This is a genomic window from Lacinutrix sp., from assembly GCF_029238095.1.
GTDB lineage: Bacteria > Bacteroidota > Bacteroidia > Flavobacteriales > Flavobacteriaceae > Lacinutrix.
Genome location: NZ_JAQWGS010000008.1, coordinates 163,443 through 178,274 on the forward strand (window position 1 = coordinate 163,443; position 14,832 = coordinate 178,274).

Sequence of the window (14,832 nt, forward strand, 5' to 3'; positions counted from 1 at the left end):
CTGTTTTTCCAAAACACTATGAAAAAACAGTTTATAGTATTTAATTATAGCTAAAATTTATTTTCCGCCATCTAAATTATCTTGCCATTCTTTTAGTTTTTGCCACTGTCCAGAAGCAGCTAATTTAGCTTGTTCTGGCCAAGTGCCTGGTTTATGTATTTCGAAACGTTTTCCACCACTCTTTAATACTTCTTGGCACTTTTCTATAGAGCAATCTGCTAATCCAGCCCAAGTAGTTACCTCATGATTATGAAATAATTCTTTAATTTTTGGACCAATACCTTCAACTACAGTTAAATCGTCTTGTTTAATATTTTTACCAAAGGCAGCTTTTGCAGCAGCTTTATCAAAAGCTACTCCAGTTGGAGCTGTTGCAAGGCTTGATACTTCTGGAGTAGCTATAGAAGAGTTTCCTCCTGTGAATGTTGATTTTTTATTGGCTTTACAAGCCTCTAAATCTGCTTCTAATTTAGAAATTCTATTCTTGTAAACATCTACATTTGCTGTTGTCTCTGTTAATTTTTCTCCTCCTCCTAAAAGGCGTCCTAAGAAGTAGCCTAAAATTGCGCTAATTACGCCAACTAATACTGGTATTAACCAGCATGGTATGTTTGATATTAATAAAGTCATAATTATAAATTTTTAATTGTTAGTTTAAAGTTACTACTACTCTTCTGTTTTTAGCTTTACCTTCTTCGGTATTATTATCTGCAATAGGTTCGTCTGGTCCTTTAGAAGAGCTATTAATTTTAGTAGAAGAAATACCATTACTTACTAAATAATTCTTGGCAAATTCTGCTCTATCTAATCCTAATCTTATATTGGTTTCTCGATCTCCTGTATTATCTGAATGTCCAATAGATTTTATAGAAGAATCGTCTGTTTTATCCAAATATCTTACCATCTTTGCAACTTTCAGGCGTTGTTCGGCATTTAAATTAATAGATGCAGATGCTGTATCAAAGTATAATATTAATGGGTTTGCAACAATTTCGTCATGCAGCACCTTTAATCCATCGGCTTCACTCGAATCGTTTGCATCTCTTGTATTAATAGTATAAGATAATGGTCCATAATACAGGTCTGAAGCATCTGGAATTAAACTATCGTCTAATTTACCATAGGTGTTTAACATTTTAGAAGACATACCATGCGAAACAAAGTAGTTTTTAACAGCATTTGCTCTAGCTAACCCAAGATTAGGAAATGCCGAAGTGTTCTTTTCGTTACTAGTATAATGCCCTGTAATGTCAACCATTTTACTAGGATTATCGTTAAGGTATGTTGATAATCTTGCTATTTCAGATTTTAAACCCTCTGCTACTGGTTCTAAAAGAGAAAAACTAGAACCTTTAAAATTTAAGTTCTCACTGGCATTAAATTTTAAACTGCTTTTCGAATCTATTATCGAAAACATGTTTGTTGTTGCATTTTGAACTCCTGGTTCTGTTACTAAATTTTTGGTTTCAGCTTCTTTATTTGCCGCTTCTAAACAAGGCTTACAGCAAAAAAAGTAATAAAGAATAGTACCGAAAACAATTGTTAGCAAAATACCAAGAAGATAGTTGGTCTTTTTACTCATTATAATATTGGTTTTAAGTTAGCGGTCTTAAGTTATTAAAAATCAATTAAATTTTAACGTTTTTTTTATTAAATTAAAATATAAAGTGTTAAAAATTAAATAACTAATCTATTTTTAAGATAAAACTGTAAATAATTAATTTTTATAGTATAAAAAAACCACATCTTTCGATGTGGCTCTTTAATAAAATATTTGCTCTATTATAAATCAAACTTAATTCCCTGAGCTAAAGGTAATTCGTCTGAATAATTTACAGTATTTGTTTGTCTTCTCATATAAATTTTCCAAGCATCAGATCCAGACTCACGTCCTCCTCCTGTTTCTTTTTCTCCTCCAAAAGCACCTCCTATTTCGGCACCAGACGTTCCAATGTTTACATTGGCAATTCCACAATCTGATCCTGCGTAAGACAAGAACTTTTCTGCTTCTTTCATTTCATTGGTCATAATTGCAGACGATAAACCTTGTGCAACACCATTTTGAACAGCGATTGCATTTTCAACTTCTCCTGTGTATTTCATTAAATATAAAATTGGAGCAAAAGTTTCAGACTGCACAATTTCAAAACTGTTTTCTGCTTCAATAATTGCTGGTTTAACATAGCATCCAGATTCGTAGCCTTCTCCTTCTAAAACACCACCTTCTACTAATACATTTCCACCTTCTGCTTTTGCCTTTTCAATGGCTGCTAAATAGGTGTTAACAGAGTCTTTATCGATTAATGGTCCTATATGATTTTTTTCATCTAAAGGATTACCAATCGTTAATTGACCATAAGCACCAACAATGGCATCTCTAACTTTATCGTAAACACTTTCATGTATAATTAATCTTCTTGTAGAAGTACAACGTTGTCCACATGTTCCAACAGCACCAAATACTGCTCCAGGAACAACTACTTTTAAATCTGCAGTTGGTGTAATAATAATAGCATTATTTCCTCCTAATTCTAATAAAGATTTTCCAAAACGCTCTGCTACTGTTGCACCAACAATACGTCCCATTCTTGTAGAACCTGTTGCAGATATTAATGGAATTCTATGGTCTGTAGTCATCATTTCTCCTACTTTGTAGTCTCCATTAATAATACAAGAAATCCCTTCTGGTAAGTTGTTTTCTTTTAAAACCTCAGCAATTATGTTTTGGCAAGCAACCGAACAAATTGGTGCTTTTTCTGAAGCTTTCCAAACACAAACATCACCACAAACCCAAGCTAAAGCTGTATTCCAAGCCCAAACAGCAACTGGAAAGTTAAATGCAGAAATAATACCTACCACACCAAGAGAGTGCCATTGCTCTCTCATAACGTGTTGTGGTCTTTCAGATGGAATTGTTTGCCCATTTAAAGAACGTGATAAACCTACAGCAAAATCACAGATGTCAATCATTTCCTGAACTTCACCATAACCTTCTTGTAAAGATTTTCCCATTTCGTAAGACACCAATTTACCTAAAGGCTCTTTTAACACTCTTAATTTATTTCCAAATTGACGAACAATCTCACCTCTTTGTGGTGCTGGCATTGCTCTAAAAGATATAAATGCAGTTGTTGCTGCATCCATAACTTTTTCGTAATCTGCTTTTGTAGTTGTTGATACTTTACCAATTAAAGAACCATCTGTTGGTGAATATGAAGAAATAGCTTCACCACTTCCAAAGTTATTAGACCCAGTAGATGTACCATCGTTCATCTCTTTTATTCCTAATTGTTTTAAAGCTTCTTTTATTCCGAAATCAGTTGAAACTGCCATAATAAATCTTGAATTTTTACGAATTATTTAATTTTGATGCGAATATACTAATAAATCTGCGTTTTAAAGGTTATAACTTTCATAAAAAACAGTAACTTTAAAGCACTAAAGACAAACCAAAAATGAAAAAACCAACCCACTTATTATTGCTCTTTTTTATAATGTTAAATTGTGGAGAACTCGTTCCAAATCCAGATAAAAATCCCGAGAATATGACGCAAGAAAATCCTGATCCAAAGTCTAATTCTGAAAAAGTAAATGAGTTTGCTATAGTTATTCATGGAGGCGCTGGCACTATTTTAAAAAAAAATATGTCTGAAGAAAAAGAAGCGGAATATAAAGCTAAACTTGAAGAAGCAATAAGAGTTGGCTACTCTATTTTAGACAAAGGAGGAAGTAGTCTCGATGCAGTAGAAAAAACCATTAATGTTTTAGAAAATTCGCCTTTATTTAATGCTGGTAAAGGCGCTGTATTTACCAATGCTGAAACTAACGAATTAGACGCCTCAATAATGGATGGTAAAACTTTAAACGCAGGCGCATCGGCAGGAACAAAAACTGTAAAAAACCCAATTAATTTAGCAAGAGCAATCATGGAAAATTCGCCACACGTTATGATGGCTGGTGATGGAGCAGAAACTTTTGCGAAAGAACAAAATTTAGAAATCGTTTCTCCAGAATATTTTAAAAGCGAAAACAGGTTAAACACTTTAAAACGTGTTATAAAAAAAGAACAAGAAAAGACTAAAAACAAAACCTCAGCATTTTACGATGCAGATATAAAAGACAGTAAATTTGGAACTGTTGGTTGTGTCGCTTTAGATAAAAAAGGAAACTTAGCAGCTGGAACTTCTACAGGTGGCATGACAAATAAAAGGTATGGTCGTGTTGGAGATGTGCCAATAATTGGTGCAGGAAATTATGCCAACAATGCTACTTGTGCAGTCTCAGGAACTGGTTGGGGAGAATTTTTTATTCGCGCTACAGTAGCGCATGATATTTCTGCATTAATGGAATACAAAGACTTGTCTTTAGAGGAAGCAGCGAAAGAAGTGATTCTGAGAAAAGTACCAGATTTAGGAGGAAATGGTGGTATTATTGCTGTTGATAAAAATGGAAATATGGTTATGGAATTTAACACCGCAGGAATGTATCGTGCAAGCATGAATGACAAAGGTGAATTAACAATTGGTATTTACTCAAAATAAAACTTTAACAAAATCATAACAACCAGCTAAAGACTAAAACTAAACATTAACGCGTAGTTATATTAACAAGAATACTCTCACACGTTTTCTTTTTCTATAATTCATCTTAAACCAATATTCCAATGCAAATTAAATCCATTTTTGCCCTAGCGTTCTGTATCTTTATATCGCTATCCTGTACTAAAAAAGAAACTGAGACAGATAATCTTTTTAAATTTAGAGACTATATTAGTTATACTACATCAGGACGAATATCGACGACAAGCAGCATCCAAATTAGCTTAGCCAAAGAAGTTGAAGGTTGGGAAATTGGGAATGAAATTGATAAAAACCTCATCTCTATTAAACCTCACGTTTCAGGAAATTTAAAAATAGCAAATAAACATGCGTTAACGTTTACTCCAAACGAGGCTTTAGATCCAGATACAGAGTATTCGGTGACTGTTAAATTAAGAGAAATTTATCCAGATATACCTTCTGAGTATTCAGATTATACCTTTCAATTTAAAACCATAACACCCAACTTTAATGTGGTGACTAACGATTTACAATCTTACAGTAAAGAATGGCAATATTTACTAGGTGTTGTAAAATCTGAAGACAATATAACAACAGAACAAGCAAAACAATTGGTTGAAGCCTCTCAAGGTGGAAAAAAACTAAATATAGAATGGAATGAAGAGCGTGTACCTTCAAGGTTTTTTGAATTTAAAATAGATAGTATTAGTCGTAAAGTCGAAGATAGTGAGATACTATTAAAATGGAACGGAAAAGTAATAGAGGCAGATAACTCTGGTGAAAACACGGTTAAAATTCCTGGAAAAAACAACTTTACTATTACAAAAATAGATGCGATTCAAAATCCTGAGCAATACCTGTCTATTAACTTTTCAGATCCTATAAAAAAGCAACAAAATTTCGACGGATTAATTACGATTCAAAATATAAAAAGCCCTAAATATATTGTCGCTGGTAATGTTTTAAAAGTCTATCCAGATTCAAAAATCACAGGAAATGTTCGCCTAGATGTCTTTCAAGGAATATTAAATACCGAAGGCTATAAGTTGAAAAAACCGTTTTCTGAATTTATTTCTTTCCATGAAATAAAACCAAATGTGCGTTTAATAAATAGTGGTGTAATACTTCCAAACTCCCAAGAATTAAAATTCAATTTTGAAGCCGTAAACCTAAAAAAAGTAGATCTAAAAGTTATTAAAATCTACGAAGACAATGTGCTTCAGTTTTTACAAGATAATGAGTTACAAGGTGGAAACGAAAACAGTATTAGACAAGTAGGTAGACGTATAGCAAAACAAACGATTACGCTTATTAACGATGATGTAGAAAACTCTGGAAAATGGAAAACCTATAGTGCAGATTTATCTAAAATATTTAAAGCAGATCCTGGAGCGCTTTACAGAATAGAAGTAAGTTTTAAAAAGGGATACTCTCTTTATAATTGCGAAGTAAACACAAATATTACAAATTCTGAAGACAATGAAGATTACTATGAAGACGAATATTATGAGGACGAGTATTATGGCGATGAGTATTCAGAAAACACATCAGAAGACCAAGAGCAACGCGAGGAAGACTATTGGGATAACGTAACATATAGATATCGAAGTTATAGCTACAATTGGAGAGAACGTGATAATCCTTGTCATGCAGCTTATTACAATCAAGATCGTGAGATTTCACAAAATTTATTAGCTTCAAACCTAGGTGTAATAGTAAAAAAAGGCACTAATAATAATTACTACTTTGCAGTTACAAATATTTTAAATACTAATGTAGAAGCTGGTGCAAAAGTAACGCTCTACAACTACCAACAACAGGAAATTTCTAGTATAAACACAGATCAAGAAGGCTTGGCAACAATGCAAGTTAAGAGTCATGCAGCATTTGCTATTGTTAGTAAAAATAATAACAAAACTTATATTAAATTAAGAGATGGTCGCGCACTTTCTTTAAGTAAATTCGATGTTTCTGGAAACCATTTACAACGTGGTCTAAAAGGTTATATATATGGTGAACGTGGTGTTTGGAGACCTGGAGACTCATTACATCTTACTTTTATTTTAGACGATAATGGTAACAAACTACCAAAAGGTCATCCCGTAAAAATGGAAGTTACAGATCCTAATGGAAAACTAGCATACAAGAAAATTACTAGCGAAAATGTTAACGATTTTTACACCTTTACTGTGCCAACATCTACCGAAAACAAAACAGGTAACTGGAACGCAAAAGTGAGTGTTGGTGGTGCAACTTTTTACAAAAGTTTAAAAATTGAAACTGTTAAACCTAATCGTTTAAAAATTAAAGTCGATTTTAAAGATGAAGTACTCTCTGGAAGCGAAGCATTAAATGGAACTCTTAATGTAAATTGGCTACATGGAGCACCTGCTAAAAATGTGAAAACTGAAATTAAAGCAAAGTTTAGCAACGCTTACACACCTTTTAAAAACTACAAAGATTATACTTTTAAAGATCCTTCTCGTTCTTTTTCTCAAGAAGAATTAAATGTTTTTGAAGGTAATGTAAACGAAGAAGGATTTGCTGAAATAAATAATAAATTAAGCGTAGGACAAAATGCTCCAGGCATGCTTAACGTCCAGTTTTTAGTGCGTGCTTTCGAGAATGGAGGCGATTTTTCTATGGATGCTTTTACTAAACAATACGCACCATACAAATCGTTTGTTGGATTACGTTCGCCTAAAGGTCGTGCTTATGGTTCGTTTTATACAGACGAAAACCAAACCTTCGATATTGTTGTGGTCGACGATCAAGGAAAACCAATAAAACGTAATGGCTTAGAAGTTAAAGTCTATAAGGTTGAATGGCGTTGGTGGTGGAATTCGTCTTACGACAACCTATCAAAATACACTTCTAGTTCTTTTCATAGGCCGTTTATGAATAGTATAATAAACTCAGATTCTAAAGGAAAAGCAAGTGTTACTATTAATGTGCCTGAAGCAGAAGGTGGACGTTATTTAATTCGCGTTTACGATCCTAAAAGTGGACACGCTACAGGTCGAACAGCATACTTCTACAAAAACTGGTGGAAAAGACAACCTTCTGGCGACAAAGAAGCTGCAAAAATGTTAGTGTTCGCAGCAGATAAAGAAAACTACAATGTTGGTGAAACAGCTAAAATCACCTTTCCATCTGGAACAGAAGGTCGTGCTCTTATTTCTATTGAAAATGGAACCGAAGTTATAGAACACAAATGGTTAAAAACAAAAGCAGGAGAAACCGTTGTAGATATTCCTATTACAAAAGCAATGGCTCCTAATGTGTTTGTAAACATTTCGTTGTTACAACCTCATGCTAGTACCGAAAACGATTTACCATTACGTCTCTATGGTGTTATCCCAATTTTAGTTGAAGATCCAAATACCAAATTGGAGCCAGAAATTAGAATGCCAAGTGTTCTAAGACCTGAAGAAGAGTTTACAGTAATTGTTTCAGAAAAAAACGATAAGTCAATGACGTATACTATAGCAATGGTTGAGGAAGGTTTACTAGACTTAACGCGTTTTAAAACACCAAATGCATGGTCTGCTTTTTATGCTCGTGAAGCTTTAGGAGTAAAAACTTGGGATGTTTTCGACGATGTTATTGGTGCATACAGTGGTAGCATCGATCAGATATTTGCAATTGGAGGTGATGGAAGTGCAGCTGGTGGAAAAAACAAAAAAGCAAACCGTTTTAAGCCTGTTGTTAAAGTATTAGGTCCTTTTATATTAGAAGCTGGCGGAAGAACAACGCATAATATAAAAATGCCTAATTATATTGGTGCAGTTAGAACAATGGTTGTTGCTGGTAATACTAAAACCCAAGCTTATGGAAGTACAGCTAAATCTGTTGAAGTAAAAAAACCTTTAATGGTTTTAGCAACTTTACCGAGAAAGCTAAGTCCTGGTGAAAAAGTGACACTTCCAGTTACTGTTTTTGCCATGGAACCAAAGGTTAAAAATGTTGATATTAAGCTTAAATTAAGTAACGGCATTACCATTGTTGGTGAACAATCTAAAACATTGTCATTTGCAAAACCAGATGAACAAATGGCATTTTTCGAGTTAGACGTCAGTCAAGCAAACGGTATAAATACTGTAGAAGTTATTGCCACTGGAAATGGAGAAAAATCAACTTACAAAGTAGAATTGGATGTCGAAAATGTAAATCCTATAACGTCTAAAGCTTTAGATAAAACGTTAGAGAAATCTGCTTCAACGAGTTTAGACTTTGAAACTTTTGGTGTGGTAAACTCAAATAGTGCAACAGTAGAATTTTCTACCATGCCACCTATGGATTTCTCTCGTAGATTACAGTATTTAGTACAATATCCTCATGGTTGCGTAGAACAAACAACTTCTGGAGTGTTTCCACAGTTATATTTAAATGAAATTTTTGATATTCCATTGAAGAAAAAACAAGAAATTCAGTCCAATATAGAAAACGGAATTAAACGTCTTGGAAATTTCCAAAGACCAAATGGTGGCATGAGTTACTGGATGGGAGAAGCCTCTGCAAATGATTGGGGAACCAGCTATTCTGGACATTTTATGTTAGAAGCCGAAAAACTAGGATTTGTGCTTCCTCTTACATTTAAAAGTAACTGGATAAAATACCAAAAAGAAGCTGCTAGAAGCTGGAGGCCAAGCTATAAAACCTATAATAGCGATTTAGCACAAGCTTACAGATTATATACTTTAGCTTTAGCTGGAAGTCCAGATCTAGGAGCCATGAACAGACTAAAAGAATTTGGTGAAATTTCTAACGAAGCAAAATGGAGATTAGCAGCCGCTTACGCTTTAGCAGGACAAACAGAGGCCAGTAAAGCTATTTCTAAAACAGCCAATATAGAATTTCAAGCGCCTAGATATAACTATTATACTTATGGCTCTGTAGATAGAAATCGTGCCATGGCATTAGAAACTATGGTATTAACCAAAGATTCTAGAATGCAAGAATTAGCAAAAACCTTAGCTAAAAATTTGTCGAGTAACCGTTGGATGAGTACACAAACAACAGCTTATAGTTTACTTGCTATGGCAAAAATGGTGAAAGAAAATGGAGGAAAATCTCTTGATTTAGAATACACCATTAACGGTAAAACCCAAAACATAAAGACCAATAGCGCTATTGCGCAACGTGGATTAAAAGTTATAGATGGAAAAAACACTTTAACCTTTAAAAACAAACAAGGCAATGTGGTTTACGTTCGTGTTTTAAATTCTGGAAAACTGCCTTTAGGTGAAGAATTAACCGAACAAAGAGGCTTGAGTACTAGTGTTGTTTATAAAGATTTAAAAGGCAATGAAATTAATATAGAGAGCCTAAAACAAGGTCAAGATTTTGTGGCCACAGTAACAGTTTCTAACCTTAAAAACGAACGCGTTACAGATGTTGCATTAACACAAATATTTCCATCTGGATGGGAAATAGTAAACACACGTTTTACAGATTTTGGAAGCGTAACGAAACGAAGCGATGCAAGATTTACAGATATTAGAGACGATCGTGTTAATTTCTATTTCGATTTAAATAAAAAAGGTAAATATGGCACCAACACATTTAACGTTATGCTTAATGCATCATACTTAGGAACCTATTATTTACCAGGAATTCAAGCCGAAGCTATGTACGATAATGAGTTTTTAGTTCGAACAAAAGGACAATGGGTAACTGTAGAGAAATAAATAATATTAAATAAAAAACCAATTCCTATTGAAATATATAATAAAAGGACGCTTTTAGTATCTGTTTTAAAAGGTAAAAAACCAATCAAAAATGTTTAACTGTCATATTAATTTAAAACACAAACATTATGAAAACGACAAAACATTTTTTAACAGCAATTTTAGTATTAGTAGCAACTTTTAGTTATGGGCAAGATTATGCCTATGTTAATGCAGATAGCGGTTTAACAGTAAGAGAAAGACCAGATATAAGCGCTTCAAAACTAGGAAAACTAATGTATAACGAAGCAGTAGAAGTAGTAGAGAAAACCAACGTGAGATTGGTTGTAATAGATGAAGGCAACAAAATTGCAGGAGAATGGGTAAAGATAAAAATGAATGGCTACCAAGACCTAAAAGGCTACGTTTTTAATGGTTTTTTATCTGAAAACAAAATGCCAAAAATTATTAACGTCAAGTTTCCTGAAGCTAATATTCACATTAAAAACTTAGCTATAGTAGATGATGATGCGCTTCGCCATTTAGTAAACGAAAATAATTTAAGTATTGATGTAGATTTGGGACATTCACCTGAAAAGAAAATTATATTAATTAAAGACAATCAATACAAAAGCATTAAAATTCTTCAACGTTATGAAAACAGTATCACGATTATGAATGAAGGACCTCATTGCGATTTAATAAATTGGAAACACTACTATTCAGATTGGAAGCCTATTAAAAAAATAAATAACTTAAAGTTTGAAACATTATCATACTCTCAAGCAGATTACAAACAATTTATTCCTGTTGATATCGAAGAGCTTAAGCAAGTTGTTTCAGAACAATGTGGAGAAGATTGGGCAAAATATATTGAAAAAGTAACAACTGTTAATCAGTATCCTACTGGAGTAACAACAAGTAAGATTTTTTTAAAATTTATTTTAATAGATTTGGAAGATAACGTCACAGAAAAAACAATAGCATTTGTAATCCCAATGGGTTGCTAAATACATTAAAGATGAAAAACTTTAAACCATACTACGCAGTGATTTTTACATCCACAAGAACCAAAGGAGACAATGGTTATAATGAAATGGCAACATTAATGGAGTCTTTGGCCAAAAAACAAAAAGGTTTTATTAGTATAGATTCTGCAAGACACGATATAGGAATCACTGTGAGTTATTGGAAAAGTTTAGATGCAATACATCATTGGAAACTACAAACAGATCATATTGTAGCGCAGCAAAAAGGGATAAAAAACTGGTACAGTTGGTATAACGTACGAATTTGTAAAGTGGAGCGTGAATATGAATTTAATAAATAGTCAAGTAACTACTAGTCATTTTCCGAAGTGTTAAAAAAAACTCCTAAGTACTAAGGAAGCAAATTGAAAATAATTTCAGCATATATAAAACGTAATAAAATAAAGTCGATAATTCTCGCTTTAGTTTTACTTGCCTACTATTTTTGTTTACCTAAACAACTTTTTAAAGATCCAACTGCTACAGTAATAACAAGCTCAAACAACACTTTGTTAGGTGCACAAATAGCTAAAGATGGACAATGGCGATTTCCAAAAACTGACAGTATCCCAGAAAAATTCGAGATTTGTATAATTAATTTTGAAGACGAATATTTCTACAAGCATCCTGGCTTTAATCCTATTTCAATTTTTAAAGCATTAAAGCAAAATATTAATTCTGGTGAAGTAAAACGTGGTGGCAGCACACTCACACAACAAGTAATTCGCTTATCTAGAAAAGGACAATCTAGAACTTATTTAGAGAAAATTAAAGAAATTATTTTAGCTACACGTTTAGAATTACGTGAAAGTAAGGCACAAATTTTAACTTATTATGCTAGCTACGCTCCTTTTGGAGGTAATGTTGTTGGCATAGATGCTGCTTCTTGGCGCTATTTTAATAGGAATCCACACCAATTATCTTGGGCAGAAAGCGCAACATTAGCAGTTTTACCAAATGCACCAAGTTTAATTTATCCTGGGAAAAACCAGAAACAATTACTAGAAAAACGGAATAGACTTCTAAAAAAACTACTAAATAAAGAGATTATAGATTCGTTAACCTATAATTTATCTATTGCAGAAGGCTTACCTCAAAAGCCTTATCCTTTACCACAGATTGCACCTCATTTACTTCAGAAAATAGCAAAATCAAATTATGGTGAGCGCATTAAAACAACTATAGATTTTAAACTACAAGATCAAGCTAATAATTTAGTTTACAATCATTATAACCTATTAAAACAAAACGAAATTCATAATATTTCAGTCTTGGTTTTAGATGTAAACACTAGACAAGTTCTAACTTACATAGGAAATTCTCCAACAACTAAAAAAAATCAAAAAGATGTTGATGTTATAAATAAACCAAGAAGTACAGGAAGCATTTTAAAACCTTTTTTATATGCAGCCATGTTAGATGCAGGCGATTTATTACCAAACACTTTAGTTGCAGATGTACCAACACAATTTGGAAATTATGTGCCTGAAAACTATAATAAAGAATTTGATGGTGCTGTACCTGCAAGTAGAGCATTATCGCGTTCTTTAAATGTACCAGCTGTAAGAATGCTTAAGGATTTTGGTTTAGATAGGTTTCATCATTATTTAAAAGAACTTAAGCTTAAAGATGTAAAATATAACGCCAACCACTATGGTTTATCGTTAATTTTAGGAGGTGCAGAAAGTAATTTATGGGATTTGTGTAAAAGTTATGCGAGTTTTTCTTCAACTTTAAATCATTTTAATGAGACGTCAAGCGAATATTATTCGAACGAGTTTTGCGAACCTACTTTTTTTGCATCAGAAACTATTGACTTTGGTAAAAAATCGACAGAAAAAACTGTGTTCGATGCTGCTTCAATTTATTTAACCTATCAAAGCTTAAAAGAAGTAAACAGACCTGAAGGAGATGAAAACTGGGAATTTTTTGATGATTCTAAACAAATCGCCTGGAAAACAGGTACAAGTTTTGGGTTTAGAGACGCTTGGGCAATTGGCACAACAAAAGATTATGTAGTAGGTGTTTGGGTTGGAAATGCAGATGGAGAAGGAAGACCAGGTTTAGTTGGCGTTCAAGCTGCTGCACCTATTCTTTTTGATGTATTCGATTTGCTCCCAAATAGCGATTGGTTCTCAAAACCTTTTGATGAAATGAGTGAAATTAGTATTTGTAAAGAAAGTGGTTTTAGAGCAGGACAGCATTGCGAGAATAAGCTACAGCAATTTGTTCAAAATAGTGGACTCAAAACAAAACCTTGTCCTTATCACATTTTAGTCCATTTAGATACTACTAAAAGCCATCAGGTAAATTCGTCTTGCGTAGATTTAAGTGCTGTCTCAAACACTTCGTGGTTTGTTTTACCTCCTTTAATGGAATTTTACTACAAGTCCAAAAACCCTTTTTATATACCACTACCTCCTTTTAGAAATGATTGTGTTGGAAATGAACAAATAAGTATGCAATTTATTTATCCTAAAGACAATACTATTATTTTTTTACCTAAAGATTTAAATGGTGAAATTAATGAGCTCATTTTAAAGATTGCACACTCAAAACCAAAGACCAAAATTTTCTGGTATTTAAACAACCTTTTTATTGGTAAAACAACTGATATTCACGACTTAGCTATTATTCCTAAAGAAGGAAAACATGTAATTACAGCTGTAGATGAATTTGGGAATGAAATAAAAAGAACAATACAAATTACTAATTAAAACCATTAAAAAACCAATCACTTCATCGAAAATAACATAGATTTTATCTAACATTATCTAGAAATATTGTAATTTAGTATATATTTAACATTTAATTTTTGTTAAAAACAGATCTAACACTAACCACAAAATGAAAAAGACTACTTTATTTTTGATTTTACTTTTTTTAAGTTTATCAATAAAAGCTCAAACTTATTTAACAGAGAATTTTGATACTAGTATACCAGCAACATGGACCATAGACGATGCAGGTGGAGCAACTGGAGATTCATGGATATCAGGACTACAAGGATTTGGAAACAGTCTAGATGGTACAAATGCAGCTGTTGTAGATAGTGATGCGAATGGAAATGGTATCATTCTTTTAGAAACTCTTACGTCTCCAGCTTTTGATACTTCTGGAGCAACAGCTATATTTTTAGACTTCGATCAATTCTATAATAATGGAGGTGGAGATACAGCAGATGTAGAAGTATGGGATGGTACTGCTTGGGTAAATGTTTTATCTCAAAATGCAGACATTGGAGCTTTTAATGCACCAGACCAGCAACATATAGATATTACAGCCTACTCAAACTCTGCAATGCAAGTACGTTTTATTTATAATGATAACGACGTTTGGGCTTGGTATTGGTTAATTGATAATATTATTATTTATAATGCTTCTTGTCCAAACCCAGATAATTTAACTTTTATTAGTTCTACATCTACCACTGCAAATTTATCATGGACAGCAGGTGGAACAGAAACAGCTTGGGAAATAGCTATACAGCCTCAAGGCACAGGTTTGCCAACAGGTTCAGGAACTCCAACATCAACAAATAATCCTCATGTTGCAATGGGCTTAACACCAGCAACA

The 14,832-nt window shown here is 33.1% G+C and carries 9 protein-coding genes; 6 read left to right on the forward strand and 3 right to left on the reverse strand.

All coding sequences use genetic code 11. The features are described from left to right. Positions 1-57: 57 nt before the first annotated feature. From P8H50_RS02830 to P8H50_RS02840, 3 genes are all read right to left on the reverse strand, one after another. Complete coding sequence (locus tag P8H50_RS02830; protein WP_300205396.1) at positions 58-630, reverse strand: hypothetical protein; 573 nt, start codon at positions 628-630, stop codon at positions 58-60. A gap of 19 nt (positions 631-649) precedes the next feature. Further along, entirely contained in the window at positions 650-1,582 is a 933-nt protein-coding gene (locus P8H50_RS02835) for an OmpA family protein (RefSeq protein WP_300205398.1), read from the reverse strand. A gap of 200 nt (positions 1,583-1,782) precedes the next feature. Next, entirely contained in the window at positions 1,783-3,336 is a 1,554-nt protein-coding gene (locus tag P8H50_RS02840; RefSeq protein ID WP_300205409.1) for an aldehyde dehydrogenase family protein, read from the reverse strand. A gap of 119 nt (positions 3,337-3,455) precedes the next feature. Here P8H50_RS02840 and P8H50_RS02845 point away from each other — a divergent pair, with 119 nt between their 5' ends. The 6 genes from P8H50_RS02845 to P8H50_RS02870 form a co-directional block, all read left to right on the forward strand. After that, positions 3,456-4,541: an isoaspartyl peptidase/L-asparaginase family protein gene (locus tag P8H50_RS02845; protein WP_300205399.1), complete on the forward strand. Its 1,086-nt coding sequence runs from the start codon at positions 3,456-3,458 to the stop codon at positions 4,539-4,541. Between the two features lie 122 nt (positions 4,542-4,663). After that, entirely contained in the window at positions 4,664-10,249 is a 5,586-nt protein-coding gene (locus tag P8H50_RS02850) for an MG2 domain-containing protein (RefSeq protein ID WP_300205400.1), read from the forward strand. 128 nt (positions 10,250-10,377) lie between these two features. Continuing rightward, positions 10,378-11,238 carry an SH3 domain-containing protein gene (locus P8H50_RS02855; protein WP_300205401.1) on the forward strand — a complete coding sequence of 287 codons (861 nt, stop codon included), beginning with the start codon at positions 10,378-10,380 and terminating at the stop codon, positions 11,236-11,238. A gap of 11 nt (positions 11,239-11,249) precedes the next feature. Beyond that, entirely contained in the window at positions 11,250-11,558 is a 309-nt protein-coding gene (locus P8H50_RS02860) for an antibiotic biosynthesis monooxygenase (RefSeq protein WP_300205402.1), read from the forward strand. A gap of 63 nt (positions 11,559-11,621) precedes the next feature. Beyond that, positions 11,622-13,973 (forward strand): penicillin-binding protein 1C, encoded by a 2,352-nt coding sequence (pbpC, locus tag P8H50_RS02865; protein ID WP_300205403.1) that lies wholly within the window; start codon positions 11,622-11,624, stop codon positions 13,971-13,973. A 130-nt stretch (positions 13,974-14,103) separates the two neighbouring features. Next, the coding region (locus tag P8H50_RS02870; RefSeq protein ID WP_300205404.1) for a choice-of-anchor J domain-containing protein at positions 14,104-14,832 on the forward strand (729 nt) is incomplete at its 3' end.

Coding starts and splice junctions, on each gene's coding strand:
- P8H50_RS02850 (WP_300205400.1), top strand. CDS start 4,664: ATGCAAATTAAATCCATTTTTGCCCTAGCGTTCTGTATCTTTATATCG.
- P8H50_RS02860 (WP_300205402.1), top strand. CDS start 11,250: ATGAAAAACTTTAAACCATACTACGCAGTGATTTTTACATCCACAAGA.
- P8H50_RS02845 (WP_300205399.1), top strand. CDS start 3,456: ATGAAAAAACCAACCCACTTATTATTGCTCTTTTTTATAATGTTAAAT.
- P8H50_RS02835 (WP_300205398.1), bottom strand. CDS start 1,582: ATGAGTAAAAAGACCAACTATCTTCTTGGTATTTTGCTAACAATTGTT.
- P8H50_RS02855 (WP_300205401.1), top strand. CDS start 10,378: ATGAAAACGACAAAACATTTTTTAACAGCAATTTTAGTATTAGTAGCA.
- P8H50_RS02830 (WP_300205396.1), bottom strand. CDS start 630: ATGACTTTATTAATATCAAACATACCATGCTGGTTAATACCAGTATTA.